Genomic DNA, 23,459 nt, shown 5'->3' with positions numbered 1-23,459 from the left:
GCCGGCCGCCGGGTTTCCCCGCGGCCGGCCCGACGTGTTTAAAAACAATCGCTTTTTAAGAGCAATCATTTGGGGGCGCATCCCGCCTCCTGGGGAGTGGACCGAGGCTGATCTGACGCAAAGCCGACCGGCGGGACCGGGAGAGGGTGCGAATAACAATAGTCAGGCTGTCTCCGCAAACTGAGTGACATAGATGTTGACTGGTACGATCCATCATTTTTCCGGCCGCCATTTTTTCGGTCGTATGGCGCGCGTGATGACAAGCGGCATTGGCGCTCTGGTTTTGAGCGGCCTTCTTGCGGTGTCTCCGGCGAGCGCTGCAAAAGACTATACGGTGCTGGAGGATGTCGAAGGCTTCGATCCCAATGCGATCAAATATGCCACGCCCTCCGATCAGGCCGATGACAATCTTCTTCTCGATGTGGTGCGCGCCAATGGCCGCCTCGTGGCCGTGGGCGAGTTCGGTCATGTCATTTATTCCGACGACCAAGGGATGAGCTGGACCCAGGCGGAAACGGTGCCCACGCAGGTGACGTTGACGACCGTGGCTTTTCCCAGCGACAAGGTCGGCTTTGCGGGCGGGCATGACACCACCATCATCAAGACGGAAGATGGCGGGGTAACGTGGGAGCGCGTCTATCACGATTTCGAAGCGGAAACGCCGATCTTCGGGCTTTATTTCGATACGCCCCAGCACGGTTTTGCGATCGGCGCTTTTTCGCTGGTGCTGGAAACCAATGATGGCGGGGAAACCTGGGAGCAGACCGATATCGTCGATGGCGGTGAATATGATTATCACCTGAACGATATTTTCGAAGCGAAAGACGGCACGATCTATATCGCGGCGGAATTCGGCAATGTCTTCCGCTCCACCGACGATGGCGAAAGCTTCCAGGCCATCAAGACGCCTTATGAAGGCTCTTTCTGGAGCGGCATCGGCCTGGCCGACGGCTCGGTGTTGGTCTATGGCATGCGCGGCAATGTCTACCGCACGGTGGACGGCGGCGAGACCTGGACGAAAGTGCCGACGGGTACGAAGAAATCCTTCGGCGGCGGCGTGCAGCTGGATAATGGCGACATCATCCTGGTCGGCCTCAACGGCGCCGTTGCCTATTCTTCCGATGGCGGCGAGTCGTTCCTGACCACCTCCCGCCGCGACCGCGAGGGGTATAATGCGGTGGCGGACGGGCCGGAGGGCAAGATCGTCATTTTCGGCGTGCCGGGTGTGAAGATCATGCCGGATAATGCGGAAGATGCCGTCTCCCAGGACGATGTCTCGAGCTAAGCTTCCGGGCTCAGCCTGCGGGCACGTGTTATTTTGAAAACCCCGGCCCCGGCGGCCGGGGTTTTTATTTGTAATCGCGCGCCGTCCGTCCGAGCCTTCTGTCAGGCGCTGCGCGGCGGGTGAACGCAAATGCGCCTTTACAAGATGAATTTAGTTCGTGACACTAACTAAAAATGAGCCGGTAACAGTCCGGCCCAAGGGAGGAGAGGGCATGGCTCACGACGCGCCGGATTTCAGCCGCTATGAACGCATCAAAGCGCATCACGAGGGACGTATCCTGGTGCTGTCGCTATCCAATCCGAAGCTTATGAACGCGGTGGATGAGCTCTTGCACCGCGAGCTTTCCACGATCTTTCTCGATGCGGCGGACGATCCGCGCTCGGATGTGGTGTTGCTGACCGGTGAAGGCCCCGCCTTTTGCGCAGGCGGCGATCTGAACTGGATGAAGCATACCTATGAGACGGGCGGTAAGGGCCCGGATCCCATGGAAGCCAAACGCATCATCTTTTCTTTGCTCGATCTGGAAAAACCGCTGATCGCTGCCGTGCGCGGGCCCGCCGTCGGCCTTGGGGCCACCATCGCTTTGATGTGCGATGTGATCTATGCGAGCGAGAACGCGAAATTCGCCGATCCCCATGTGCGTGTCGGCATTGTGGCCGGTGATGGCGGGGCGATCATCTGGCCGCAGCTTTGCGGCTATGCCAAGGCCAAGGAATATTTGATGACGGGCGATCCGGTGCCCGCCGCCGAGGCGGAGCGGATCGGCCTGATCAATCACGTCGTGGCGGATGAGGCACTCGATGAGGCGGCGCTGTCCTTCGCCAAGCGCCTTGCGCATGGTGCCATTCAAGCGATCAAATATACGAAAGTCTCCGTCAATATCGGGCTCAAACAGCTTGCCCATTCCATTCTCGATACGTCCATCGCCTATGAGATGAATACATTCGCGACGGACGATCACCGTGAAGCCGTGCGCGCTTTCCTCGAAAAACGCGTGCCGAAATTTACAGGGCATTGAGCATGGATATGGAAAGCGGAAACGGTGCGATGAGCGATGCGATGAATTTCGACGAACCGGAACATGTGCGCATGCTGCGCGATCAAACGCGCCGCTTCGTTGCGGAGCATATGCCCCGTGCCAAGGCGCGCGAATGGGACCGGGGCAATATTTTCCCGCGCGAGGTGTTCGACAAGTTCGCCGCCCTCGGCATGATGGGTCTTACGACGGAGGAGCGCTATGGCGGCGCGGGGGTGGATATCTACGCCACCATGGCGGTGATTGAGGAAATCGCCAAGCGCTCCGTTGCGCTTGCCTGCCCTTACATCATGGCCGTTTGTTATGCGGGGATGAATCTGGGCGAATCGGCAAGCGAGGAACAGAAAGAAACTCTGCTGCCGAAAGTCGCCGCCGGTAAGCTGATGTTCGCTTACGGGCTTTCCGAGCCTAATGTGGGCGGCGATCTGGCGACAGTGGAAACTACGGCCGCGCGTGAAGGCGATGAGATCGTCCTCAATGGCGCCAAGCGCTGGTGCACGGGCGCCCATATTGCCGATTATATTTTCTGCCTCGCCCGTTCCGGCCCGCGCGAGGAAAAATACAAGAACCTCTCCATCGTGCTGGTGCCGGCGGATGCGGCGGGCCTGACGATCACCCCGCTCGGCCATCTCGGCATTCGCGGCGTGGAAACCAAGGATGTCATCCTGGAGAATGTGCGCGTGCCCGCCGCCAATATTCTGGGCGGGCCGGAGAAGTGGAACAAAGGCTGGGGCCAGCTTGCTGGCCGCGCGCTGGAAGTGGAAAAGCTCGAGCTTTCCGCCTGCGCTTTGGGCCTGGCGGAAGCGGCCCTTGCCGATGCCTGGACCTATGCCGAAGAGCGCGTGCAATTCGGCAAGCCCATCGCCCATCACCAGGCGATCCGCCACAGCCTTGCAGAGGCGCGCACGAAAGTGCAGGCGATGCGCCACATGCTTTATCACGCTGCCTGGCTGGCGAATAACAACCGGCCCTGCTCCGTGGAAACCTCGATGGCGAAACTTTTCTGCTGTGAAGGCGCGGCGGAGGTGAGCGAGCAGGCCATCCGCGTCGTCGGCGCGTACGGGCTTTCGGACGATATGGATCTTGAGCGCTATCTGCGCGATGCCAAGAGCCTGCCTATCGTCGGCGGCTCGTCCAACATGCAAAAGAACAATATCGCCAATAGGCTGAAACTCGGCGCGTGAAGGCGCGGCGATGAGGGGAGACCGCCATGAGCATGCTCGACCGTTTTGAGGAAACCGATCCGCTGGCCCTTGCCGACGCTTTGGCAGGTGACATTGCCGCGCGGGCCGATGAGATCGAAGCGGCAAGGCAATTGCCGCAGGATATTGCGGAGAAATTCGCGGCGAGCGGCCTTTACCGCATGTGCATCCCCAAGGCCTATGGCGGGCTTGAAACGCCGCCCTGGACCTTCATCGAAACGGTGGAGCGGCTTGCGCGCGCCGATGGGTCGGCGGCTTGGTGCCTTTTCATCGGCGCCACGTCCGGCATGGTCAGCGCCTTTCTGCCGAAGGAGGCCGCGCAGCATATTTTCGGCGATCCCAAAGTCATCACCTCCGGGGTTTTCGCGCCCAAGGGCAAGGCCGTGCGGGTGAAAGAGGGCTTCAAGGTCAATGGTCAGTGGCAATGGGGCTCCGGTTCGCGCAATGCCGACTGGATCATGGGCGGGGCCTTCGTCATGGACGATAGCGGCAAGCCGGAAGTGCTGAGCAACGGCAAGCCCAATAACCGTATGATGATCATGAAGGCGGGCGATGTCGATATTCTCGACACTTGGTATGTTTCGGGCCTGCAAGGCACGGGCTCGACGGATTACGCCGCGCAGGACGTTGTCGTGCCCGAAGCCCATTCCGTCGATCTCATTCACGACAAGCCCTTGGAGCGTCCGCTTTATGCCTTTCCCACATTCGGATTTCTCGGGATGGGCATTGCAGCGGTGACGCTCGGCATGGCGCGCACGGCGATCGACGAGCTTGTGGGGCTCGCCGTGGAAAAAACCCCGCAAGGCAGTTTCAAGCCGCTCGCCATGAAGCCCATGGCCCATGTGGATGTGGCCGAGGCCGAAGCGCTGGTGCGCTCGGCCCGCGCCTTCCTTGAAGAGGCGACGGGCGCGGCCTTTGAGGCGGCGCAGGCCGAAGGGGTGATCTCCATTCCCCACCGGCGCGATCTGCGCCTTGCCACCACCCATGCGGTGAAATCTTCGGCCAAGGCCATCGATCTTATGTACACGCTGGCAGGCGGCAGTTCCGTTTACCGCACCTCGCCTTTGCAGCGGATCTTCCGGGATGTGCATGTCGCCACCCAGCACATGATGGTGGCCGGGCCGACGCTCGAGTTGACGGGACGTCTTTTCATGGGGCTCGATACCGACACCGCCATGCTCTAACGCCTCTCACGTCGCCCCGGACCTTACCGGCCGGTTTTCCCCCTCTTTTCAACGGAAGGCAGGACGGCTTGACGCCGCGCTTCTCTCTCTCTATTTTCGGAATGAATGTTCATTCCGAAAATAAGAAGACCTTCGTGCCGCAAGCTGCTTCACATCGTCATGCTTCTTCCCGGCCCGCGCCGCCCGCCCGCAAAGGCCGGCCGAAGGCGGCAGAGGCCGAGGCGCGCCTGCTGGCCGCCGCGCTCGATCTTTTCGAGGAGCAAGGCTATGAGGCGACGGCGGTGCCCGATATCGCCCGCAAGGCAGGGGTGGGTGTGGGCACGCTCTACCGCTATTTTGCCAACAAGGAAGCATTGGTGAACGCGCTTTTCCAGCGCTGGAAGGGGGAGTTCAACGCGCGGGTGCTGGCGCCTTTGCCCGAAGGCACGGGCGTCAAGCAAGCCTTCGAGCTTTACTGGGCGCGCGCGGTGGACTGGCTGCTGGGCTTTCCGCGCGAGGCCCGCTTCATCGATCTGCATTTCCATGCGCCCTATCTCGATGCGGCCAGCCTTGCTTATGAAGAGCCTTACAAACGCGCCATTGAAGACTTCGTCGTCTGGGGGACGAGGGAAGGGGTGCTCAGACCGCTCGACCCTGTGGTCTTTGCCGCCCTTTTTTGGGGGCCGCTTGCCGGTCTTTTGAAGTTTGCCGAGGGGCGTCCGCTTGAGCCTGCGCATCTTAATGAAATGCGCGCCGCGCTCTGGCGGGCCCTATCGGTCTCTGACACCTAATGCCCGGAAGGGCGATCCCAGGAGATAGTCCCATGACCTCACCCATTACCCTGATTACCGGCGCTTCCGGCGGCATTGGCGAAGACCTTGCCGGTCATTTTGCCAAGGACGGCAAGGACCTCGTGCTTGTTGCCCGCTCGGCGGAAAAGCTTGAGGCGATTGCCGAGAGCTTGCGCAAAAAGCACAAGGTGAGCGTTCATGTGTTCCCCCTCGATCTGGCAGCGCGCGATGCCGCAGCCCGCGTCACGGCAGCGCTTGCCGAAAAGGGCCTTCATGCGGAAGTGCTGGTCAATAATGCAGGCTATGGCGCGAAGGGCGCCTTTGCCGAGCTTGAGGCGGATTATCAGCTCGGCATGATCGATCTCAACATTTATGCGCTGACCGCGCTTACCCGGGCGCTGGTGCCGGGTATGATCGAGCGGGGAGAGGGCGGGGTCATGAACATCGCCTCGACCGCGGCTTTCCTGCCGGGCCCGCGCATGGCGGTCTATTATGCCAGCAAGGCCTATGTGCTCTCCTTCTCAAGGGCACTGCAATATGAGCTGAAAGACAAAGGCGTCAGCGTGACGGCGGTCTGCCCCGGGCCGACGGCAACGGGCTTTCAGGATGCCGCACGGCTGACGGGGGCGCGGCTTGTCACCTTGAGCCCGCTCATGTCCTCCAAACGCGTGGCGCGGCTTGCTTACAAAGCCTTCAAGCGCAAGCAGCCTGTGGTGGTGACGGGGCTCATGAACCGCATTCAGGCCGCCTCCATGGCCTTTACCCCTGCCCGGATCAAGCTCGGCCTCGTCAATTTCCTGCAGGCATAAGGCCGGCTTGCCGCAAAGCCCGCCGCAAAGAATAGTGCCGCGGCCTCTTTGACTGGTGCCCGCTTCTTCTCTCCGCTAGGGTCTCTTGCCGGATAAGGCGGGTCTACCGCCAGAGGGAGGAGCCATGCAAGAAGCCGAACGTTTCGGAGAGTTCACCACCATCGCCCGAGAGGGGCGGGTGGTGCTGGTCGAGTTTTCCCGCGGCGACGGGATGAACGCGCTGTCCATCGCCGCGATGCGCGAGCTGACCGCGCTTGCCCGTCATCTCAGCGAGGATACGGCAAGCTCGGCCATCGTGCTGACGGGGGGCGGGGGCGCTTTCTCCGCCGGGGCTGATTTGAAAGACCCGGAGGTGGCGGCGCGGCGCGATCTCAGCCTCATCGAGCAGCGCCAGGCGCTGAAAGTCGGCCCGGATATGTGCGCGGCCTGGGAAGCGCTCGAACAGGTCACGATCGCGGCCATCGAAAAATTCTGCATTGGCGGCGGCGTCGCGCTTGCCGCGGCCTGCGATCACCGCATTGCCGGCAAGAGCGCGCATTTGCGCCTGCCCGAGGTGCCGCTCGGCATGAATATGAGCTGGCACTCCAACCCGCGCCTCGTCAATCTGATGGGCCCTTCCAAGGCCAAGCTTTTCACGATCCTCGGCGAGAAACTCTCCGCAGGCAAAGCCGAGGTATGGGGGCTTGTCGATGAGGTAAGCGCGGATGGAAAAGCCTGCGAGACGGCGCTCGATCTTGCCCGGCGCATCGGCGCCTTGCCGCCGCTTGGCGTGCGCATGTCCAAGCAGTCCATCGATATGGCCGCAAAAGCGCTCAATCAGGCGGTGACTTTCATGGACCGGGATCAGTTCGCCCTTGCCGCGGGCAGCGAAGACCAGCGCGAGGCGATCAAAGCCTTTCTGGAAAAACGCCCGGCAAGCTTCAAAGGAAACTGAAGGCCGGCCCACGCATTTCATTGCCATCCAAAAAGAGAAAACGACAGGAGACATTCATGGGACGGGTTGAAAGCAAAATGGCTTTCGTCACGGGCGGCGCGCAGGGCCTTGGCCGGGCGAGCGCGCTTTTGATGGCGAAAGAAGGCGCGAAGGTGACCGTTGCCGATATCAATGAGGCGGGCGCCAAGAAGGTCGCCGATGAAATCAACGCCGCCTATCCCGGCAAGGGCTTTGCCGTGGCGCTCGATGTGACGAGCGAGAGCCAGTGGCAAAGTGCGCTCGATGAGGCGGTTTCGGCCATGGGCGGGCTCAATGTGCTCGTCAACAATGCCGGGATCGGCGGTGGCTCGACGGTGGAAGACACGGATTTTGCGACCTGGAAGAAGGTGCAGGAAGTCGACAGCGATTCCGTCTTTCTCGGCTGCAAATACGCCATCCGTCACATGGTGCCCCATGCGCCGGGCTCCATCATCAATGTCTCCTCGATCGCCGGGCTGATCGCCGGGCACAATATGGCCGCTTACAACGCGGCCAAGGCAGCGGTCTGGTTGCTTTCCAAATCCGTCGCCCTACACTGTGCCAAGCGCGGGTACAACATTCGCTCCAATTCCGTTCACCCCACTTTTATCGACACGCCCATTCTCGACGGGATGACCGGGGCGATGAGCAAGGACGAATTGAAACGCAAGCTCGCAAAGCAAGTTCCGCTTGGGGTGGTGGGCGAACCGGATGATGTGGCCTATGCAGTTCTTTTCCTGGCGAGCGATGAGTCGAAATTCATTACCGGATCGGAGATTAAGATCGATGGCGGCATCAGCGCCATGTGATAGCGCGCGCGCGCTTGCTGCATTGGCGGCAGGCGCGCTTCTCTTTTCTCTGGCCGCGCCTGCCCATGCGCAGGATGACGGCCTGCCGCTCATGCAGGGGCCGGGCGAGCCGGTGGGCACGCGCCATGAAATCCGCTTTGAGGATTTGCCGAAGCCTTATGCCACACCGTCCGCCTCAAACCGGCCCGTCGTCATCGACCGTCCCGCCGGGGCCGGCTTGCGCGTGCCGGAAGGCTTTAAAGCGGCGCTTTTTGCCGAAGGGCTCGATCATCCCCGGTTCATGGTTGCCGCGCCCGACGGGGCGATTTTCGTGACCGAGCCGCATCTGGGCGAAGTGCTGCGCCTTGAGGATAAGGACGGGGACGGCAAGGCCGAGACGCGCAGCGTCTATGCCGATGCGTTCGAGCGGCCCTCGGGGCTTGCCTTCCGCGACGGGCAGCTTTTCGTCGCCGATCTGAGAGCCGTCTGGCAGCTTGGCTATGCCAAGGGACTTAAAGAAAATCAGGCCCGCCGGCCCGTGACGCGCGCAGGCGCGCTCGGTCAGGGCGGCGGACATTGGACGCGCGACATCGCTTTCGGGCCGGACGGCGCGCTCTATGTCGCGGTGGGCAGTGAAGGCAATATCGAAGAGGAAGAAGCCCCGCGCGCCACGATCCAGCGTTTCGATCCCGGCGCTTTCAACCGGCAGGAAACCTTCGCTGCCGGTCTGCGCAATGCTTCCGCCATTGCTTTTCATCCGCAAACGGATAAACTTTTTGCCGCCGTCAACGAACGGGACGGGTATGGCGACGAGCTGGTGCCCGATTATTTGACGCAGGTGCGCGCGCGCAGCTTTTACGGTTGGCCTTATGCCTATCTCGGGCCTCATCCCGATCCCCAGTTCGGGCAGATCCGTCCCGACCTCGTCAAGCGCACCCAGGTTCCGGATCTGCTGATTGCCGCGCATTCGGCGCCGACGGGATTGCTGTTCTACGATGGCACGCATTTTCCCGCGCCTTATCGCGGCGGGGCTTTCCTTTCTCTGCGCGGCTCGTGGAACCGGGAGCGGCCGACGGGATACAAGGTGGTTTTCGCGCCGTTCAAAGACGGTAAGCCGGAAGGTCATTATCTGACATTCGCCGCCGGCTTCTGGCGGCAGGGCGAGCAGCGGGCCGAGGTGATCGGCCGGCCTGTCGGCCTTGCTCAGGCGCCGGACGGGGCGCTGCTTATTGCGGATGATGCGGGCGGGGCGATCTGGCGGGTGACTTACGAGGCGCGGTGAGCGCGCCTCTATCAAACGAACCGGTCGGCGGCCAATTCGTCCAGCGTGCAGCGGCGCATATTGCGCGGGAAATCCTGCACTTCCCCGATCGCCTTGCCGGTGATGAACCAGACGCCGAGCTCTTTCAGCTTCTTGGCGAGGTCGATGGTCGGCACATATTCGATCGAAAGAAGAATGCGCGCAGTCTCCGCCTCTTTCACCAATTGTTCGACGCGGGCGAGAATTTTCTCCTGATCGGCGTTTTCCGGTATGCGGTAGGTCACCGTGGAAACGCTCAGATCCCTGAAGTAACGCAAGTTCGAGGCAAAGGACGGTGCCCGCACAGCAAGGAAACCGAAGAAGGGTTTGAGCGGAGAGACACGCTGCATGAATGTGGTCATGGGCGTGTGCTCGGGCAGGCCGACAATTTGCAGCAGCAGGAATTTGCGCAGGTGATTGGGAATCTGGCGGCAGACGGCCATGACTTTTTCTCGGCCAGCGGACGTTTCCAGACTGTCGTAATGGACCTGCGTGATCAGCTGCAGCGCGAATTTATTGACGTAAAGCTCGTTCATCGTCTCAATCGCCTGATTGAGATGTTCCAGATCGAGCGCCAGCGTGTCGGCGCTGGTGCGGTCGGGCGGCAATACGGCATGCTCGAAGCGCTCGCGCCCGTTTTGCCGCTTCTCGTAAGGAATATAGGCATAACCGCTCAGGACCTGGTGGCGGGCATTCCAGATCGGCGCATAGACGCTTTCATAATTTGACGGGCCGATATCGGGCAGAATGAGCCCGGCATCGGGGTCCTTCTCTTCCTTGTGTTCGGAAAACTGAATATCGCCGTCGGCGCTGGCATTCACCTGGCCGAGAACCGTTTCGACCTGAAGCAGCTCGGTGCCGCTTTCGCCCAGAAGGTTGGCCATCAAATGGTCGGTCACTTTGGCCATGACCTCTGCGGCATGGCGCGGGTCGTTTGAGGCGAAAATGACGATGTAGCGCTCGTCACCGAGGCGGGCATAAACGTCCTTCACCCCCAGCTGCTGAGAGAGAATGTTTTCGATCGCCAGATGAATGGTCGAGGCGAACTTGTCCCAGGTCGGACCCAATTGGCGGCGCAGGGATTCCAGGCCCAGAATCTGAATGTTGCCGGCCTGCCAGGAGCGCGGGCCTTTTTGTCCCGGCGCGATCTGGCTGACCAGACGCGCAAGCTGGCTATCGGCGCTGAGCGCCGGCCCTTCGGGCTTGCGGCCTGTTACTTTCTTCGCAGCGGCTGACAAGCGGTCTTTCAGCGCATCCGCGATGGGCTTATTAGTCATTCAGATGAACGCCTCGAAAACAAAGGAAATGGCGCCGCGCCATCCTGCCGGATAAGCGTGCCGCCCAATATCTTAACGCTGGCTTTACTATGCGGGGGCCCTGGTAAAGATTCTCTGAACCGGGAAAGGTCCCGTTTACTTTTCGGTTGCCATCGTTCCATGAACGAGGCCGGATGCCCCCGGTTCCCGCGCCGTTTCTCCAGCTTTTAAGGGCTTTTGCCGGCGGGGGAACCAAGGGGTTGCGGCATTTTGTAGCCGGTAAAGCTTAAGCGGCGCGGCCGGCAGGCGCTTTCGGCTCGGCGCGGGCCACCGTGACCAGGCCCCATACCCAAGCAATGAGGCCCACCGGACCGCCAATCAGAATGCCGATGCCGGTCAGGTTCAAAAGGAGAGCGGTGAAGGCAAGGGCGAGCTGGATCAGGCCCGCAACGATTTTTCCCATAAGCAGGGAGCCGGCGCCCGGCAGGAAAATACTGATGATGATAGCTGCGGTTTTCATGAAATCCGTCCGTCATTACTGAAACGGGCTTCAGTTTTTCCGGTAAGCCTTAAAGAAAAACTACCGTTTCTCCATGAGTGGCGCGGTTCGAGAAAACGTGATGCGCCGCGCCGCTTCTGCAGGCTTCCGGTCCAGCGGATATTGGCGGGGATATGGTGGAGCCGACCTAACCCTAGTGAAAAAGAGTCGGACCACATCTTGGCACTGAATACAGAGAGTTATCAATCTGTAGGAGTTGTCAAGGGTGTCTATGGAATGGGGGCAGGCCAGGGTCCAAATTGCGGCCCTACGAGATGAGATAGTTGAGCGTCTCGAAGCCGGCCAGACAGTTAAGCGAATCTATGAGGAACTAAAAGAGGTTGGTCGCGTGTCTATGACACTGCGGGCCTTTTACGTCAGCGTAAATCGCTTTCGCTCCGAAGCCTCTCAAAGCACCTCGCCCAACCAGCAACGCTCTGCAAGCACCACGCGCCAGGCGCGCTCTTCTGAAAATCCTCCCAAACCCTCGCATCCGTCTAGTTCCGACAAGGACGCAGACCCCGTGCGCGCCACGGCATCCCTTAGCGGACTGCGTTTTGATGGTCCGCGCTCGACACCCTCCTCCGCGCCGCGCATCGATGATGATCTTTGGGGCGGGAGCAGCGTCAAAACGCCTGGAGGGTCTTCATGAGCAACGTGATCGACCTTCGCCCCGTCGTGCAATCCGTTCCCTGTCTTTCCAACGGCTGGCATTGGCTGCAGCGCCGCAGTGACGGCGCCATGCGCCTTGGCTTTTTCAACCAGCTCGGCGGCTGGCGGGTTTCGGATGCCATCGGCCGGACCGAGCTCATGGGCCGCGCCGCTGTCGCCCGCCAATACCGAATAGTCGCGGCCCTGCCGCTCCCCCTTTCCCCCGCTGACATCAATGGAGAAGGCGCATGACCCCGCATGGCCCGGCCAAGGTCACGATCGAGCTCACCCGCGAGACAGAGGGTGTGCGCATCCATGTGCGCGAAGACGAGACCGTCCGCTGCAATGAGCTGGCCGAGGATTGGGCGCACGCGTTTCGCGAATGCGTCCACGCCTTCCTGAACGGCCTCAAACAAGCCGAAGAAACCATGTTCACCCGCCACCAGCGCGAGGGACTCACCCCCGCGCATTCCGAGCGGCAATCGGTTGCCGCAACCCGCTGAAGAAGGAGACCCAACTAATGGCGCTGATTAATCTCACCCTGCAAGGCAAAGGGGGCGTTGGTAAGAGCTTCGTTGCCTCGCTGCTCGCCCAATATTACGCGGGCAAGGACGTGCCCCTGGCCTGCTATGACACCGATCCTGTGAACCGGACCTTTGCAGGCTATGAGGCCTTCAATGCCGAGACTGTGCTGCTCGGCGAGCGGCCCGATGAGCTGAACCCCCGCTACTTCGACGCGCTTGTCGAAAAGATCATGACGGCAGAGGAGGACGCGGTCGTCGTGATCGATAATGGCGCTTCCACCTTCCTGCCGCTTCTTGGCTACATGGTGGAAAGCCAGGCCCTGGAGATGATCACGGGCTCTGGCCACGAGGTGCGCCTCCATACGGTGCTGACCGGCGGCCAGGCGCTCAATGACACGCTGCAGGGCCTTTCGCAGGTCCTCACTTATGTGCCTGACGTTCCTGTCGTCGTCTGGCTCAATGAGTATTTCGGGCGCATCGAGCGGCAGAACGACAAGGGAGAAGTTCAGGGCTTCGAGCAGTCCGGTCTCTACAAGCAGAACAAGTCCCGCATTCATGCGCTGGTCCGCTTGCCGGAAGTGCGCAAAGAGACCTTCGGCCATGACATCGAGCAAATGATGCGCGCCCGGCTGACCTTTGATGAAGCCGTCCAGCATCTCGATTTCCCGCTCATGGCAAGGCAGCGTCTCAAGATGAGCTGGAAGGCCATTCACGGCGCCATGGACCAGGCGGTGCTGTGATGAGCAAGCGGATGTCTACGATTCATCCGGGGTTCTTCTCGCTGTCAGTCAGTAAAAATACTGACGGTAAGGGAAAGGGTGAGGCCGAGAACGCCACGGATCAGGCTGAACAAAGTGATGTCCCGGAACCAGCGGAACCGGTGCGCGCTGTAACCGAACCAGAGAACAGCAGTGATGGGAATAATGGCCAGATACCAGTCGAGGGTAAAACTCCCGGTAAGGCTGGTGCAGATGGTGACACCTGCCTCACTCGTGAAGATGGCCGAGCATTGGAGATCGGTCATCGGAACTCTCACTATGTGACGATCTGTTCTTTGACCATGGCCTTTGCGTCCGCGCAACCGGCGTTTTTTGTGCCGCTCTGGATTTGGTATGGAATTGGAACCGGCCTCTGCGCAGCGGCATTAATGGCCGAATGGTATGTACGCAAGACGTTGGCAATGACAGGGCGGGGGACCCTGGACAGGGCGTTCGCAACCTTCAATCCAGCCTTTTCGCCCCTTATTGGCCAACGGTTCCTTCTGGTTTTTATCGCGGTTCTTTTCTTCAACCCCGCAAGTTATGGGTTTGTTGACTGGAAAGTCAGCCTGATGCCCTGGGACACGCCTTCAGCACTAGGGTCGGCTGTCGGTATCCTCTGTGCTCTCGCCGTTAGCGGGATCGCCTGGCAAGAACAGACATATTACCGCTACGATCAGGAGCGCCTCCCGAAGAAAGGGGGGGCGCGGGTATGAGCACAGCACTTTCACGCGGTGACGGAAATCCGCACGCCCAGCGCCTCCATGACTTTCATCACGGTTGCGAACTCCGGGTGCCCTTCGGCGGACAGCGCCTTGTAAAGATTGGCGCGGCCAAGGCCGGTTTCCCGCGCAAGGTCCGTCATGCCGCGCGCGCGCGCCACGACGCCCAGCGCGTGGGTCAGCAAAGCCGGGTCTTTCTCTTCCAGAACCGCGTCAAGATAAGCGGCGATATCCTCGTTGGTTTCAAGGTGTTCGGCGCTGTCCCAAAGACGGGTTTTGGTTTTGGCTTTTTTGGCCATGACTTTCTCCTAAAGGTTTTCAGCGAGGCGCTGGGCCAAAAGAATGTCCTTGCTCTGCGTCCGTTTCGAGCCACCCGCCAGCAGAACAACAAGCGTTTTGCCGCGCTGGATAAAATAGACCCGGTAGCCGGGGCCGTAATGGACACGCATTTCCGAAACGCCATTGCCGACTGGCTTGCAGTCCCCGAAGCCGCCGAGTGCCATCCGGTCGATCCGTGCTTGCAGACGGGCACGGGCCTGACGGTCTTTAAGGCGCTTGAACCAGTTGGCAAACTCGTCTGTCTGGCGGATTTCAATCATCGGAGAATTGTCTCTTATAAAAGACAAAATGTCCAGAGCCTTCTGAGCGCTTTGGGGGTGGAGGCACGGGCATGAGCGTCCTCGACACCCCACCTCCGCCGCCGCTCACTATGGACTCCCTTGAGGAGCTGCGGACTTACTTATGGAAAGTGCATCAGGTGACGGTCGATCAAAACGACCCGATCCTGATGCTGCACACCATCCACAAGGTGGCGCTCGGTGAATATGAGCGGCTGCTCGATAGCCATAAGCGCCAGCTCTCGGATCATGCCCAGAAGACCAGCGCCGAGCTGGTTGATGAGGTCCGCCTCATCATCGGCGATCTCCAGAATGAGACGCTGAATGACGCAGTGCGCGAGCGGCTCGCCACGATCAAGGAAGCGGAGAAGCTCTCTGAGCAGACGCTGAGCCGCTTCCGCCAGAACCTAAAGGTTCAAAGCCTTTTCACCCTTCTGAATGTCATCGCGGCCCTTTGCACGCTCGGCGTGCTCTCGGCCATTGCCCTTTGAAAGGATCAAACCATGGCGCTGAAAAACTTGCGCGATCACCTTTTGGCTTTCTCCGCCGCGTCACTCATTGCTCTGTGTCTCTCAAGCCTTCCCGCCTTCGCTCAAGATGTCGGGAATGGGTGGGAAGAGCCTGCCACGGGTCTTATCGAAGTCCTTCAAAGCGGCCTTGTGAACATCGGTGTCGTTCTGATCGGCGTCGGGATCATCGCTCTTGGCATCTACGGCGTTTTGACCGGCCAGATCGATTGGAAGTCCTTCGGCATGCGGCTCGTCGGGGGGCTGCTCATCATGGTTGGCCCCACGATGATCGTGGCTCTGCTGGAGGTCGCGCGCCAATGAAAGCCGCAAGCGCCGTCCTCGTCCAGTCCCAGCGCCAGCCGGGTGTGCTCGGGCTTGCGCTGCCGCTTGTGGTGATTGCCGCAGGCAGCGCAGGCGTAACGGCGGCCATTACCGTGGTGCTCGATGTGATCGCGCTCACCCTGCCCCTGGCCGGGGCGGTCTTTGTCGGGCTCTGGTTCCTGTGCCTGCGCGCCACCCGCGCCAATCCCTTCTTCGACCGGGATCTTCTCCTTGCCACCCGCTTCTGGGCGGGCAAGGGCGAGACCCGTGTCCTCATTGCCGGAGGACGGATCTCAAGGGGGCAGGCATGACGATCTGGCCGCAAGTGATCACAACGGGATTGCTCGCGGGCGGGGCGGCGGCTCTGGCGGTCCCTGCCACACGCAAGCTCATGCTGGGCTCCCTCAAGCAGGACTGGCTGCAGGACGAACTGGCGCTCGACGCCATCGAGCCCGATGGTCTCACCATCCGCCTGAAGGACGGCACCTTCGCGCGTGTCTGGTCGATGCGGGGCACGAGCTATGATGCCAAGATCGAACAGGAGCAGCACACGCTCCTGCTCGGCCGGGCCTCTCTCCTGCATGAGCTTGGCAAGAAGGGGCTTTCCCTCCGGCTCTTTGCGGTGAAGCGCAAGCGTCCCATAACCTATGAAGCGCGCTGGCCGGCCCGCGCGCTCAGCGAGATCGGCGAGGCGGAAGCCGCCCTCTTCAAATCCTCCTACTTTGTGGACTGGTATCTGATGGCCGCCTCGGCCTCGATGCAGCCGCTGATCGATGCCGAACAGATCATTGCCGCCCAGGCCGGGGACTATGCGCCTGAGGCCGTGGCCAAGGCGGCAAGAGACGGGGAGGCCTGCCCGCTCACCGGCTTCCTCAATGGTCTCATCTCCGGCGATTACCGGCGGGATTTGCCTTCCGTCTCGGCAAGTCTCTCCGGCGCACTGCCCGGCGCGGATCTTCACTGCGAGAGGGGGAGCGGTGTCATCACGGCCCATGTGCCGGAGAAGCAGCTCCATAGGGTGATCGGAGTGATCTCCTGGCCGGAGACGGTCTCGGGCCGCCTCGTCGGGGACATTCTGGCGCTACCGGGCGACATCGAGATCGCTCAGATCTGCGAGCCCTGGGACCGGGACAAGGCGCTGCTCATCTACAAGCGCAAGCAGCAGGCCCTCAGCGGGTCCTTCTTCGGCAATCCGGCCGCTGCAGGCGAGACGGAAGTGATCCTGTCTCTCCTCTCGGAAGGCACCTCCACACTCTTTGCCACCGAGTTCCAGATCATTGCGCGGGCCGAGACAGAGACCGCGCTTGCCCATCTCGTTCGCGATATTTGCGAGGTTTTGGGCCATGCCCGCGTCCTCTACCGGGTCCAGACCAAAGGCGCGCCCATTTGCTGGTTCAGCCGGCTGCCGTCTGTGCCAAGAGGCAAGCTGATGCCGGGCACCCGGCTCATGCTGCCGCTTGATCTGAGAGACGAGAACATCGCCGCCCTCTGGGCCATGCCGCACTCCGCGCAAGGCCTGACTTCCAGCCAGTTCGGCCCGGCGCCGGTCCGCTATTTCAGGACGCCGACGGGCCAGGCCTATGCCTTCCAGTTCCATGTGGAAGACAAGCCCCAGGCACGCGGCAACTACCTAGTCTTTGCCCCCACGGGCGGCGGCAAGTCCACGCTGATGATGCATCTCCTCGGCGGGCTCGCAAAGTTCGAGGGCGTGCGCTCCTACATCTTCGATTCCAAGGAAGGCGCGCGCTTCATGGTGGAAGCCATGGGCGGGCTCTATCAGAGCTATGACAAGCTCGCGCTCAATCCGCTCGATGTCGGGGAAGACACCCCGGCGAACCGCCAGCGCGTCTATCATATCCTCCGGGCTCTGGCCGGGGATCACAAGCTAAGCCCCGAGGAAGAAGCCGCCTTCTCGCACGCTCTCGATCTGACGTTCCAGCTTGAGCCCCCGGAGCGGACCCTCTCCGCGATCTATGGCTTTGCCTTTGCCAAGCGCTCGGCGCTGCGCCAGGTCTTTGCCAAATGGGTGATCGACGACAAGGGGAACAGGGGACTGCATTCCCACGTCTTCAATGCGCCTCATGACAGCCTTGGAGGCCTGCTCGATCATTACATGGTCGCCATCAACATGAATGAGGCGCTGAGTGACCCGGAACTTGGTCCTCCTGTCGTCACGCATATGGCGGCCGCGATCGGCCAATCGGCGGCAAAGTCCGCCAAAGGCTTCACCATCTTTATCGATGAGGCGGCCAAGCTCCTGCAGAACGAAGGCTTCCGCGCGCTTGCCGCAGAGATGTTCCGTGAATACCGGAAACTCAATGGCGCCGTGGGCCTCGCCTTCCAGGACCCGGCCGCGCTTCTGCGCTCCGGTATGGCCGAAGCCTTCATCGAGAACACGGCCACCTTCATTTTCCTGCCGAATGCCCAGGCCACGGCCGAGAGCTTCGAGCCTTTCAATCTCAATGATGAGCAAATGAGCTTTGTCCTTGGCCGCGCCTCGACGCGGCGCGAGCGCCGGGCGCTCATCGTCAAGCGCGATGCGGCCTCGGGCTTCGATGAGAGCGCCATCATCGATGTTGACCTTTCACCGCTTGGCAAATCCTTGCGCTTCTACCGGGCGGGCACTGACGCCAACAAGCATCTTCAGGACCTTCAAGCAACATGGGGAGAGGCATGGGCCGAACACCTCTAAAACGACGCCTGCGCACCGCAGCTCTTACCATCTCCCTCATCTTCGGTGTGCCGAGCGTTGCTTACAGCGCAATGGCGGTAATTGATGCGAGTGCAATTGCGAAACTTTCTGAGCAGCTGAGCAAGCTGCAGGAACAGATCGATCAGCTGCGCCAGCAAACCGAGTGGCTGAACACACTGAGTTCCCAGGTACAGGACCAGATCAATGCCATTGGCGAGGTTGGTCAGCTTACGCTGCCGACGCTCAACCTTGAGCGGCTGACGGGCCAGGTCTTGCGTAATGCGCAGTGCCTCAAGCCTGACTTCGAAAAGCTCATGCCGGGTATTGACCTTGATGAGCTGCAGTTCGATTCCATCTGCGGCGGCTCGCAGGCCTATCAAAAAGCGCTCTGGTTCGATCCGAACGACCCTGAGAGCTGGCCCGAAAACGCGAACTGGGGCGAGGCCAGCACCTCAGAAGAAAAATGGGAAGCGAGGGCAGAGGCGCGCCGGACTGTTGAAGCGCGCCGCCGCGCGGTGACAAAGGACGCGGCCTCCAAGGGTCTCGCCCAGGCAGACCGTGCGGTTGGCGAGACGGCCGAGGTGAACCAGAAGGCCAGCGAAGAGCTGGAAGCTGCCGCACTCGCCGCGAAAACCCAGCAGGACCGTCTGGCAGTGATTGCGCAGGGCCAGGTCCTGACCAACCGGCAGCTCGTCCAGCAGAACCAGCTACTCGGCCAGCTCCTGAAAGTTCAATCCACGATGTTGATGGTGATGACCTTGTCGCCAAGCGAGCGCGCTGCGGCTGAGGAGGAAGAGCAATGAGACAATCAGAAGAACTTGTCGCGCACCTTCCGGGCCGCCCGGCGGGTCACCGGATCCTCGCCGAACATCATGATCTCGGCCGTGTGCGAGCCGCCGATAGGGCCGCGTTTTTTCTTCGGTGTAGAACTCACCTTTTTCTTGCGGGACTTCATTTCTTTGCGGGCAAGAATGCGTTGCCGGGCGACTTCTGGGTCTTCACGGAGCGAGGGGAAAATCCTCTGCAGAGTTTCGGTAATCAAACCGAGAACCGCTCCGAGCAGAACCAGCGCGAGGACCGCATACAGAACATATTCCACTTCTCTTCTCCCCTTCTAATCGACGAGGTGTGCCGCCATGGCTGATGCCTGTTTCACGTGTGGCGTTGTGAACGAGTACGTCACTCTTGCCAATGCCTTCACTCAAGATTTGAGCACGGTGTTGGTTGATCCACTCTGGGTAATTTTCCTTTCGCTTGCCGGACTCTGGATCGTCATTCACGGAATCAAGATGGTCCTGGGCAAAGCCGATCTCATGAGTTTAGCCCATGAGTTTGTCTTTGTCGTTATCGCCGCAACGTTGATGGCAGGGCAAGGTCCAACGCTGGTTAATCAAATCTATTCAACGTCGCTCACCGTTATGGGCGGCGCGGCAGGAGCTGTGCTTTCAACCGCTTCGATAATCGAGAAGACTGGCGTCTCTACGCAAGGGGCAAGTACTGGTTCGCGGGCTACTCTACCTGCCGGAACGTCCGGCATCAGCGGTGTGGATGGAATGCAAAAACTCGTCTGGGTTGCAGAGACGGGTGTCTTGAAGGTGTTTGGCCTGGCAACTGAAGTCATGTCTCAGGCGTCACTGACAAATCCAGGGCCGATTCTCTACGCCATACTGATTGCCGTTCCTTATGTGTTGCTGCTCATCGTTTACTTCGCGCAGGTCGTCGTCTCGATCTTTCGAGTGATGATGTTCGCCGCACTGTCTCCAATTCTCATGCTGCTGATGGCATTCGGTTGGGGGCGGGGCATGGCTCTGACCGGCATCAAGACGCTCTTTGCGTCGTTCATGGTTCTCTTCGGTGCGACCGTCGCGCTGGCTGTCTGCCTCTACGGCGTTAAAGCACTCGCCGTTGCTGACTATAGCGCCAACACGCCATCCGATGTTCTCTCGCTAACCAGCTCTACTCTCTGGGTTGCCATGATCCTCGGCTGGCTTGGCACGGCCTTCATGGCCGAGGCAACGGGTATGGCGAACTCCATTGCCGGATCGCAGCTCACCAACCAGGCGGCCGCCGTAATCACGGCTGGCGTTACTGCGAGCGGTCTCGCTGCCCTCAACCCCAACACCTACAAAAATGTCGCCCAAGGCATTGGTTCATGGGGTGCAGGGGCCGCTGGCGCAGGTCTGGGAACTATCAGCACTTTGCGTGGTGCCTATGACTTAGCGACTAACACTCGCAAGACAACAGGTGCTGCGCTTTCACCAGTGGGGAAAGCGATCATGGATCGCATTACCACCCCAGTCTTCGACAAAGGAAGCAGCAAATGACCAACAAACCAACGCACCACGCCCTGCAGGCCATCGAAACCAAAGAGCGCGTGATCTGGAACCGCATCGGCGCGGCCTGGGTTCATGGCGACGGCAAGGGCTTCAACGTGAAGCTCGACAGTATTCCCCTCGACGGGGAAGTGATCCTGCGCGAAGTCGGCGCCAAAGAAGTGGGCGATGAGACGGCCATGGAAGGAGCTACGGCATGAAGTGGCTCATCCCTTTCTCCCTCGCCGTTCTTATGACCGGCTGTGCCGGAAACTTCGAGCTGCCCAAGAATGCAGGCGAGGGAACGGACAAGCTGAAGCCGAGCCCCTGCGCCTGTCTCAAAGTCCCCTTCAATTCCGAGGGATACACATGGGCAGGTTAGAACGGCTAACCGCATTTCGGCCGGGTAAGGGAGAGGCAAGCGACATGATGCCTGTCTCTCCCCATGGCGCGGTGCTGGAAGCCGATCCCTTTGCATTCCAAGCGGCGCATCGGCGCCTTGCCTGGATGCTCCGGCTCTCGGCGGGCACAAACATTGTGCTCGGCGCGGCCGTGACGGTGCTTGTCTCGATGTTCTCCGTGATGCTCCCCTTGAAGGAGACCGAAATTGCGCTCATTCGGACGGACCCGGCCGATGACCGCATTTACCGGGTGGAGCCGATTACGCGCCAGACGGAAGGCTTCGACCTTCTGATGGAAAGCATGGCGCGGCGCTATGTGCAGCTCGTGCTAGCCATCGACCCGGTGACCTCAACCGAGCGCTACCGGGAGGCCTCGCGCATGACCGACCGCGCGCTCAGCGAGCGGCTGCGCAAGGAACGCATCGAAACTGACGAAGTCAGAGATGCAATTGCATCGGGCCTCACCCGCGAAATCCGTGTCGAGTCCGTCGATGGGATCACGAGCTTCGGGCGTGATTACAAGTTCGCTGTGGACTTTACACAAGTGGACACGCGCGGCGCCGAAACCGTCCAGCGCAAAAAGCTGCGCGCCTACCTCTCGATGACCACCCGTCCTCGCGAAGTGAAAGAAGAAGACAAATACATGAACCCGCTCGGGGTCGTGGTGACGGCCATGACCTTGAAAGAACGAGGCTGACAGATGTCTATCACCCGCTTGAAAACCCTTTCCCTCATTGGCGGCGCGCTGCTGCTGCCGCAAGTGGCATTCGCCGCGACACCGGCAAGCCCCGTGCGCCCGCCGGTTCCTTCGAACGCCCCGGTCCAGGCGCAGCCGCAACCGGCTCCTTTTCCGCTCCCTGATTCCGTTGCGATCCAGGCCGAAGAACAGGCCGAGGGCTTCTTCGGCACGCTGGTGCGCCCGCGCACCCCTGGCCAGATTCAAGAGGTCTGGGATCAGGCCGAGCCAGAGGAGGCGGTCTATACCGCCGAGATGTGCGAGGCGTGCACCTATAAAATCCGTACGCGCGAGTTCATGGTCACTGTCATCGAGCTGCCGCGCGGCGAAGAGATTGCCTCTGTTGATCTTGGAGACAATGGCGGCTTCTCGGTGAAGGCGCGCGGCAAGCGGCGCCTCGCGGTGCGGCCCGTGGGGCACGGCTATGACAGTTCCCTTGTCGTCTATGGCAAGTCGGGCGCGCTCTATCCTTTTTACCTGCGCGCTGAAGGCTTCAACTCCTATGCGGTCCCTGACCTTGTGGTGCGGATCGCAGGTGCGGTTGCCACAGATACCGGCATCGCCGTGCCGGGCTTCCACTCAAACACTTCCGGGGAAACGTCCCCCATCCCGGAAGGACAGGCCGGGGACATAGCGGGTGATCCTGGTCTGTCCGGCGCTCGCGGCATCGTTGCCGGGCTGACCGAGACAGCGCCCGGTACGCCGGATGGTGACTTTGTCGCGAGCGCACCTTTCGATCCGAATGCGCTGCGCGGCTGGGGCGATTATACGCTCTGGGGCGACAAGGAGCTGCGCCCCGAAACCGTCTTCCGCGACGATCACTTCACCTATATCCGCTTCGGCAAGCGCTGGAAGGATATCGAGCTACCGACCGCTTACGTGGTCGTTGACGGGATCGATGAACTCGTCAACACGCGGGTGCAGGGGCAGACCTATATCATCGAAAGCACAAGGCCGCTCATCACCCTCAAGAGCGGAGAAAGCTTCCTCTGCATCGAGTATGAGGGCGAGGCATGAGCGCCTTCTGCGACATTGCTCTCGCGCTCGGGCTGACCTTCGGCGGCACCTGCGCGGCGCCTGCCGGGCCTCAGCAAGCCTTGCCGGAAGATGATCCGGCCGCCTGGGAACTGCCTGCCCCTCCGCCGCCGCCTGCGCCCGCGCCGCCGCCGACCATGCCGCCCATCATTATCGAGAAGCGGACAGAGCCTCAGGCGCCGGTGCCGGTCATCGAGCTACCGGAGCCTGCCCCCGAACCAGAGCCCGATCCCTTCAGGGAAGCGCTGGCGGCGGCCTGGGCACGGCCCGGCACATTGCCCCGGCGCTGGGATGCGCTCGCAGTGAATGAGGAGGCGGCACAAAAAGCGGCCGGGGTCCGGCCGCTCCCGCCCGCGCCCCTCGAGCCACCGGCAGGCCCGCTCGATCTTGCCTCGGTGACGCCGTCTGATTACGCCGGGCCGCGCCGGACCTCCAGCCGTCCGGTGGACAATGAGCGGATCGTGACGGCCGACCGCTATATCACCGGCATTCTGGAGACCGGCATCAATAGCCAGGTCGGCGGCGATGAGGCCGGGACCATCGTTGTGCAGACGGCGCGCGATGTCTTTGGCTATCACGGCCGCAATGTCCTCATTCCCAAAGGCTCGCGTCTTCTCTGCTCGTTCCAGCCGCCTGCAGATATCGGGTCCTCGCGCTTGCCGCTGAGCTGCTCGCGCATCCTGATGGCCGGGCACCGCGCGGAGATCCGCGAGCTGGAGGCGCTTGTCGGCAATGTCCAGGGCCAGCCCGGTATTGCAGGCAATGTCGATCGGCGCTTCTGGGAAAGGTACGGAACGGCCTTCCTCCTCACCGGCATCTCAACGGCCGTGCGCTTCGGCAGCGCGCTCACCAGCTCTGAGGATGACGGGGACGGTAACGGCTCCTCCTCATCTTCATCGGAAGCGGCCGCAGAAGAGCTGTCCCAGCGTTTCGGCGAAATCAGCGCCTCGGTGCTCGAACAGACGCTTTCCCTCACCCCCATCATCACCATTCCCCAGGGCACACGGGTGCAAATCCGCCCCGCCGTGGACTGGTACATCGCCAAAGCCGAGTAGTTCAAA

At 61.0% G+C, this 23,459-nt stretch carries 29 protein-coding genes; 24 read left to right on the top strand and 5 right to left on the bottom strand.

From position 1 onward, the window contains the following. Positions 1 to 193 precede the first annotated feature (193 nt). The 9 genes from M2A_RS00255 to M2A_RS00215 all read left to right on the top strand — a co-directional run bounded on the left by M2A_RS00255 (position 194) and on the right by M2A_RS00215 (position 9,308). A complete protein-coding gene (locus M2A_RS00255) occupies positions 194 to 1,285 on the top strand; it encodes a WD40/YVTN/BNR-like repeat-containing protein (protein WP_052379068.1) in 1,092 nt (363 codons plus the stop codon). Between the two features lie 211 nt (positions 1,286 to 1,496). Further along, a complete protein-coding gene (locus M2A_RS00250; protein ID WP_045441584.1) occupies positions 1,497 to 2,303 on the top strand; it encodes an enoyl-CoA hydratase/isomerase family protein in 807 nt (268 codons plus the stop codon). A 2-nt stretch (positions 2,304 to 2,305) separates the two neighbouring features. Continuing rightward, positions 2,306 to 3,505: an acyl-CoA dehydrogenase family protein gene (locus tag M2A_RS00245; RefSeq protein ID WP_244444345.1), complete on the top strand. Its 1,200-nt coding sequence runs from the start codon at positions 2,306 to 2,308 to the stop codon at positions 3,503 to 3,505. A gap of 26 nt (positions 3,506 to 3,531) precedes the next feature. Then, positions 3,532 to 4,707 (top strand): acyl-CoA dehydrogenase family protein, encoded by a 1,176-nt coding sequence (locus M2A_RS00240; protein WP_052379067.1) that lies wholly within the window; start codon positions 3,532 to 3,534, stop codon positions 4,705 to 4,707. Between the two features lie 134 nt (positions 4,708 to 4,841). Further along, complete coding sequence (locus M2A_RS00235; RefSeq protein WP_158597242.1) at positions 4,842 to 5,477, top strand: TetR/AcrR family transcriptional regulator; 636 nt, start codon at positions 4,842 to 4,844, stop codon at positions 5,475 to 5,477. Positions 5,478 to 5,509: 32 nt separating this feature from the next. Continuing rightward, the gene (locus tag M2A_RS00230; RefSeq protein WP_045441581.1) at positions 5,510 to 6,286 is read left to right on the top strand and encodes an SDR family NAD(P)-dependent oxidoreductase; all 777 of its coding nucleotides are present in this window, start codon (positions 5,510 to 5,512) and stop codon (positions 6,284 to 6,286) included. Positions 6,287 to 6,410: 124 nt separating this feature from the next. Beyond that, complete coding sequence (locus M2A_RS00225; protein WP_045441578.1) at positions 6,411 to 7,220, top strand: enoyl-CoA hydratase/isomerase family protein; 810 nt, start codon at positions 6,411 to 6,413, stop codon at positions 7,218 to 7,220. A 56-nt stretch (positions 7,221 to 7,276) separates the two neighbouring features. Next, positions 7,277 to 8,047 (top strand): SDR family oxidoreductase, encoded by a 771-nt coding sequence (locus tag M2A_RS00220; RefSeq protein WP_045441575.1) that lies wholly within the window; start codon positions 7,277 to 7,279, stop codon positions 8,045 to 8,047. Further along, positions 8,025 to 9,308 (top strand): PQQ-dependent sugar dehydrogenase, encoded by a 1,284-nt coding sequence (locus M2A_RS00215; RefSeq protein ID WP_045441573.1) that lies wholly within the window; start codon positions 8,025 to 8,027, stop codon positions 9,306 to 9,308. The genes M2A_RS00220 and M2A_RS00215 overlap by 23 nt, the downstream gene beginning before the upstream one ends. Before the next feature lie 11 nt (positions 9,309 to 9,319). On the opposite strand, the gene M2A_RS00210 is transcribed toward M2A_RS00215, so the two are convergent. Both M2A_RS00210 and M2A_RS00205 read right to left on the bottom strand, forming a co-directional pair. Beyond that, complete coding sequence (locus M2A_RS00210) at positions 9,320 to 10,603, bottom strand: lysophospholipid acyltransferase family protein (RefSeq protein ID WP_045441571.1); 1,284 nt, start codon at positions 10,601 to 10,603, stop codon at positions 9,320 to 9,322. 265 nt (positions 10,604 to 10,868) lie between these two features. Then, positions 10,869 to 11,102 carry a hypothetical protein gene (locus M2A_RS00205; RefSeq protein WP_045441569.1) on the bottom strand — a complete coding sequence of 78 codons (234 nt, stop codon included), beginning with the start codon at positions 11,100 to 11,102 and terminating at the stop codon, positions 10,869 to 10,871. 666 nt (positions 11,103 to 11,768) lie between these two features. On the opposite strand from M2A_RS00205, the gene M2A_RS00200 reads away from it, so the two are divergent. Genes M2A_RS00200 through M2A_RS17905 form a run of 4 tightly spaced genes read left to right on the top strand, consistent with a single transcriptional unit; the run spans position 11,769 to position 13,769 of the window. After that, positions 11,769 to 12,023, top strand: coding sequence for a hypothetical protein (locus M2A_RS00200; RefSeq protein ID WP_045441567.1), 255 nt, complete (start codon positions 11,769 to 11,771; stop codon positions 12,021 to 12,023). Beyond that, positions 12,020 to 12,274, top strand: coding sequence for a hypothetical protein (locus tag M2A_RS00195; protein ID WP_045441565.1), 255 nt, complete (start codon positions 12,020 to 12,022; stop codon positions 12,272 to 12,274). Before M2A_RS00200 ends, M2A_RS00195 begins: the two co-directional genes overlap by 4 nt. Before the next feature lie 17 nt (positions 12,275 to 12,291). Next, positions 12,292 to 13,035 carry a P-loop NTPase family protein gene (locus M2A_RS00190; RefSeq protein ID WP_045441563.1) on the top strand — a complete coding sequence of 248 codons (744 nt, stop codon included), beginning with the start codon at positions 12,292 to 12,294 and terminating at the stop codon, positions 13,033 to 13,035. Continuing rightward, positions 13,035 to 13,769 (top strand): purine-cytosine permease family protein, encoded by a 735-nt coding sequence (locus tag M2A_RS17905; protein ID WP_156101644.1) that lies wholly within the window; start codon positions 13,035 to 13,037, stop codon positions 13,767 to 13,769. The genes M2A_RS00190 and M2A_RS17905 overlap by 1 nt, the downstream gene beginning before the upstream one ends. Positions 13,770 to 13,780: 11 nt before the next feature. Here M2A_RS17905 and M2A_RS00175 read toward each other — a convergent pair whose 3' ends face one another. Continuing rightward, positions 13,781 to 14,074, bottom strand: coding sequence for an addiction module antidote protein (locus M2A_RS00175; protein WP_045441559.1), 294 nt, complete (start codon positions 14,072 to 14,074; stop codon positions 13,781 to 13,783). A 9-nt stretch (positions 14,075 to 14,083) separates the two neighbouring features. Further along, positions 14,084 to 14,374: a type II toxin-antitoxin system RelE/ParE family toxin gene (locus M2A_RS00170; RefSeq protein ID WP_045441557.1), complete on the bottom strand. Its 291-nt coding sequence runs from the start codon at positions 14,372 to 14,374 to the stop codon at positions 14,084 to 14,086. A 71-nt stretch (positions 14,375 to 14,445) separates the two neighbouring features. Between M2A_RS00170 and traM the strand changes: the two genes are divergently transcribed. From traM to M2A_RS00145, 5 genes are read left to right on the top strand one after another with little or no spacing between them, the layout of a single operon-like run. Further along, complete coding sequence (traM, locus tag M2A_RS16980; protein ID WP_156101643.1) at positions 14,446 to 14,883, top strand: conjugal transfer transcriptional regulator TraM; 438 nt, start codon at positions 14,446 to 14,448, stop codon at positions 14,881 to 14,883. Between the two features lie 12 nt (positions 14,884 to 14,895). Further along, positions 14,896 to 15,222 carry a TrbC/VirB2 family protein gene (locus tag M2A_RS00160; RefSeq protein WP_045441555.1) on the top strand — a complete coding sequence of 109 codons (327 nt, stop codon included), beginning with the start codon at positions 14,896 to 14,898 and terminating at the stop codon, positions 15,220 to 15,222. Next, on the top strand, positions 15,219 to 15,533 hold the full coding sequence (locus M2A_RS00155) for a hypothetical protein (RefSeq protein ID WP_045441553.1): 315 nt from the start codon (positions 15,219 to 15,221) through the stop codon (positions 15,531 to 15,533). Before M2A_RS00160 ends, M2A_RS00155 begins: the two co-directional genes overlap by 4 nt. Beyond that, positions 15,530 to 17,914, top strand: coding sequence for a VirB4 family type IV secretion system protein (locus M2A_RS00150; RefSeq protein WP_045441551.1), 2,385 nt, complete (start codon positions 15,530 to 15,532; stop codon positions 17,912 to 17,914). The genes M2A_RS00155 and M2A_RS00150 overlap by 4 nt, the downstream gene beginning before the upstream one ends. Continuing rightward, positions 17,896 to 18,717, top strand: coding sequence for a hypothetical protein (locus tag M2A_RS00145; protein WP_081875258.1), 822 nt, complete (start codon positions 17,896 to 17,898; stop codon positions 18,715 to 18,717). The genes M2A_RS00150 and M2A_RS00145 overlap by 19 nt, the downstream gene beginning before the upstream one ends. 5 nt (positions 18,718 to 18,722) lie before the next feature. Here M2A_RS00145 and M2A_RS00140 read toward each other — a convergent pair whose 3' ends face one another. Then, a complete protein-coding gene (locus tag M2A_RS00140; RefSeq protein WP_045441545.1) occupies positions 18,723 to 19,013 on the bottom strand; it encodes a hypothetical protein in 291 nt (96 codons plus the stop codon). A gap of 37 nt (positions 19,014 to 19,050) precedes the next feature. On the opposite strand from M2A_RS00140, the gene M2A_RS00135 reads away from it, so the two are divergent. The 6 genes from M2A_RS00135 to M2A_RS00115 are packed head-to-tail and all read left to right on the top strand — an operon-like array spanning position 19,051 to position 23,453. Beyond that, positions 19,051 to 20,238: a hypothetical protein gene (locus M2A_RS00135; protein ID WP_045441542.1), complete on the top strand. Its 1,188-nt coding sequence runs from the start codon at positions 19,051 to 19,053 to the stop codon at positions 20,236 to 20,238. Next, complete coding sequence (locus M2A_RS00130; protein WP_045441539.1) at positions 20,235 to 20,447, top strand: hypothetical protein; 213 nt, start codon at positions 20,235 to 20,237, stop codon at positions 20,445 to 20,447. The genes M2A_RS00135 and M2A_RS00130 overlap by 4 nt, the downstream gene beginning before the upstream one ends. Further along, positions 20,444 to 20,608, top strand: coding sequence for a hypothetical protein (locus tag M2A_RS18105; RefSeq protein WP_197052796.1), 165 nt, complete (start codon positions 20,444 to 20,446; stop codon positions 20,606 to 20,608). The genes M2A_RS00130 and M2A_RS18105 overlap by 4 nt, the downstream gene beginning before the upstream one ends. A 44-nt stretch (positions 20,609 to 20,652) precedes the next feature. Next, complete coding sequence (locus M2A_RS00125) at positions 20,653 to 21,324, top strand: VirB8/TrbF family protein (protein ID WP_045441536.1); 672 nt, start codon at positions 20,653 to 20,655, stop codon at positions 21,322 to 21,324. Between the two features lie 3 nt (positions 21,325 to 21,327). After that, complete coding sequence (locus M2A_RS00120) at positions 21,328 to 22,380, top strand: TrbG/VirB9 family P-type conjugative transfer protein (RefSeq protein WP_156101642.1); 1,053 nt, start codon at positions 21,328 to 21,330, stop codon at positions 22,378 to 22,380. Further along, on the top strand, positions 22,377 to 23,453 hold the full coding sequence (locus M2A_RS00115; protein WP_045441534.1) for a TraB/TrbI/VirB10 family type IV secretion system protein: 1,077 nt from the start codon (positions 22,377 to 22,379) through the stop codon (positions 23,451 to 23,453). The genes M2A_RS00120 and M2A_RS00115 overlap by 4 nt, the downstream gene beginning before the upstream one ends. Positions 23,454 to 23,459 lie beyond the last annotated feature (6 nt).

It is taken from the genome of Tepidicaulis marinus (assembly GCF_000739695.1).
Lineage (GTDB): Bacteria > Pseudomonadota > Alphaproteobacteria > Parvibaculales > Parvibaculaceae > Tepidicaulis > Tepidicaulis marinus.
The sequence above is the reverse complement of the archived record's forward strand: the minus strand, read 5'-3'. Positions and strand labels throughout refer to the sequence as shown.

Excerpts from the sequence above, each read along its gene's own strand:
- M2A_RS00255 (WP_052379068.1), top strand. The coding sequence starts at position 194 with ATGTTGACTGGTACGATCCATCATTTTTCCGGCCGCCATTTTTTCGGT.
- M2A_RS00250 (WP_045441584.1), top strand. The coding sequence starts at position 1,497 with ATGGCTCACGACGCGCCGGATTTCAGCCGCTATGAACGCATCAAAGCG.
- M2A_RS00245 (WP_244444345.1), top strand. The coding sequence starts at position 2,306 with ATGGATATGGAAAGCGGAAACGGTGCGATGAGCGATGCGATGAATTTC.
- M2A_RS00240 (WP_052379067.1), top strand. The coding sequence starts at position 3,532 with ATGAGCATGCTCGACCGTTTTGAGGAAACCGATCCGCTGGCCCTTGCC.
- M2A_RS00230 (WP_045441581.1), top strand. The coding sequence starts at position 5,510 with ATGACCTCACCCATTACCCTGATTACCGGCGCTTCCGGCGGCATTGGC.
- M2A_RS00225 (WP_045441578.1), top strand. The coding sequence starts at position 6,411 with ATGCAAGAAGCCGAACGTTTCGGAGAGTTCACCACCATCGCCCGAGAG.
- M2A_RS00220 (WP_045441575.1), top strand. The coding sequence starts at position 7,277 with ATGGGACGGGTTGAAAGCAAAATGGCTTTCGTCACGGGCGGCGCGCAG.
- M2A_RS00215 (WP_045441573.1), top strand. The coding sequence starts at position 8,025 with ATGGCGGCATCAGCGCCATGTGATAGCGCGCGCGCGCTTGCTGCATTG.
- M2A_RS00210 (WP_045441571.1), bottom strand. The coding sequence starts at position 10,603 with ATGACTAATAAGCCCATCGCGGATGCGCTGAAAGACCGCTTGTCAGCC.
- M2A_RS00205 (WP_045441569.1), bottom strand. The coding sequence starts at position 11,102 with ATGAAAACCGCAGCTATCATCATCAGTATTTTCCTGCCGGGCGCCGGC.
- M2A_RS00200 (WP_045441567.1), top strand. The coding sequence starts at position 11,769 with ATGAGCAACGTGATCGACCTTCGCCCCGTCGTGCAATCCGTTCCCTGT.
- M2A_RS00195 (WP_045441565.1), top strand. The coding sequence starts at position 12,020 with ATGACCCCGCATGGCCCGGCCAAGGTCACGATCGAGCTCACCCGCGAG.
- M2A_RS00190 (WP_045441563.1), top strand. The coding sequence starts at position 12,292 with ATGGCGCTGATTAATCTCACCCTGCAAGGCAAAGGGGGCGTTGGTAAG.
- M2A_RS17905 (WP_156101644.1), top strand. The coding sequence starts at position 13,035 with ATGAGCAAGCGGATGTCTACGATTCATCCGGGGTTCTTCTCGCTGTCA.
- M2A_RS00175 (WP_045441559.1), bottom strand. The coding sequence starts at position 14,074 with ATGGCCAAAAAAGCCAAAACCAAAACCCGTCTTTGGGACAGCGCCGAA.
- M2A_RS00170 (WP_045441557.1), bottom strand. The coding sequence starts at position 14,374 with ATGATTGAAATCCGCCAGACAGACGAGTTTGCCAACTGGTTCAAGCGC.
- traM (WP_156101643.1), top strand. The coding sequence starts at position 14,446 with ATGAGCGTCCTCGACACCCCACCTCCGCCGCCGCTCACTATGGACTCC.
- M2A_RS00160 (WP_045441555.1), top strand. The coding sequence starts at position 14,896 with ATGGCGCTGAAAAACTTGCGCGATCACCTTTTGGCTTTCTCCGCCGCG.
- M2A_RS00155 (WP_045441553.1), top strand. The coding sequence starts at position 15,219 with ATGAAAGCCGCAAGCGCCGTCCTCGTCCAGTCCCAGCGCCAGCCGGGT.
- M2A_RS00150 (WP_045441551.1), top strand. The coding sequence starts at position 15,530 with ATGACGATCTGGCCGCAAGTGATCACAACGGGATTGCTCGCGGGCGGG.
- M2A_RS00145 (WP_081875258.1), top strand. The coding sequence starts at position 17,896 with ATGGGCCGAACACCTCTAAAACGACGCCTGCGCACCGCAGCTCTTACC.
- M2A_RS00135 (WP_045441542.1), top strand. The coding sequence starts at position 19,051 with ATGGCTGATGCCTGTTTCACGTGTGGCGTTGTGAACGAGTACGTCACT.
- M2A_RS00130 (WP_045441539.1), top strand. The coding sequence starts at position 20,235 with ATGACCAACAAACCAACGCACCACGCCCTGCAGGCCATCGAAACCAAA.
- M2A_RS18105 (WP_197052796.1), top strand. The coding sequence starts at position 20,444 with ATGAAGTGGCTCATCCCTTTCTCCCTCGCCGTTCTTATGACCGGCTGT.
- M2A_RS00125 (WP_045441536.1), top strand. The coding sequence starts at position 20,653 with ATGATGCCTGTCTCTCCCCATGGCGCGGTGCTGGAAGCCGATCCCTTT.
- M2A_RS00120 (WP_156101642.1), top strand. The coding sequence starts at position 21,328 with ATGTCTATCACCCGCTTGAAAACCCTTTCCCTCATTGGCGGCGCGCTG.
- M2A_RS00115 (WP_045441534.1), top strand. The coding sequence starts at position 22,377 with ATGAGCGCCTTCTGCGACATTGCTCTCGCGCTCGGGCTGACCTTCGGC.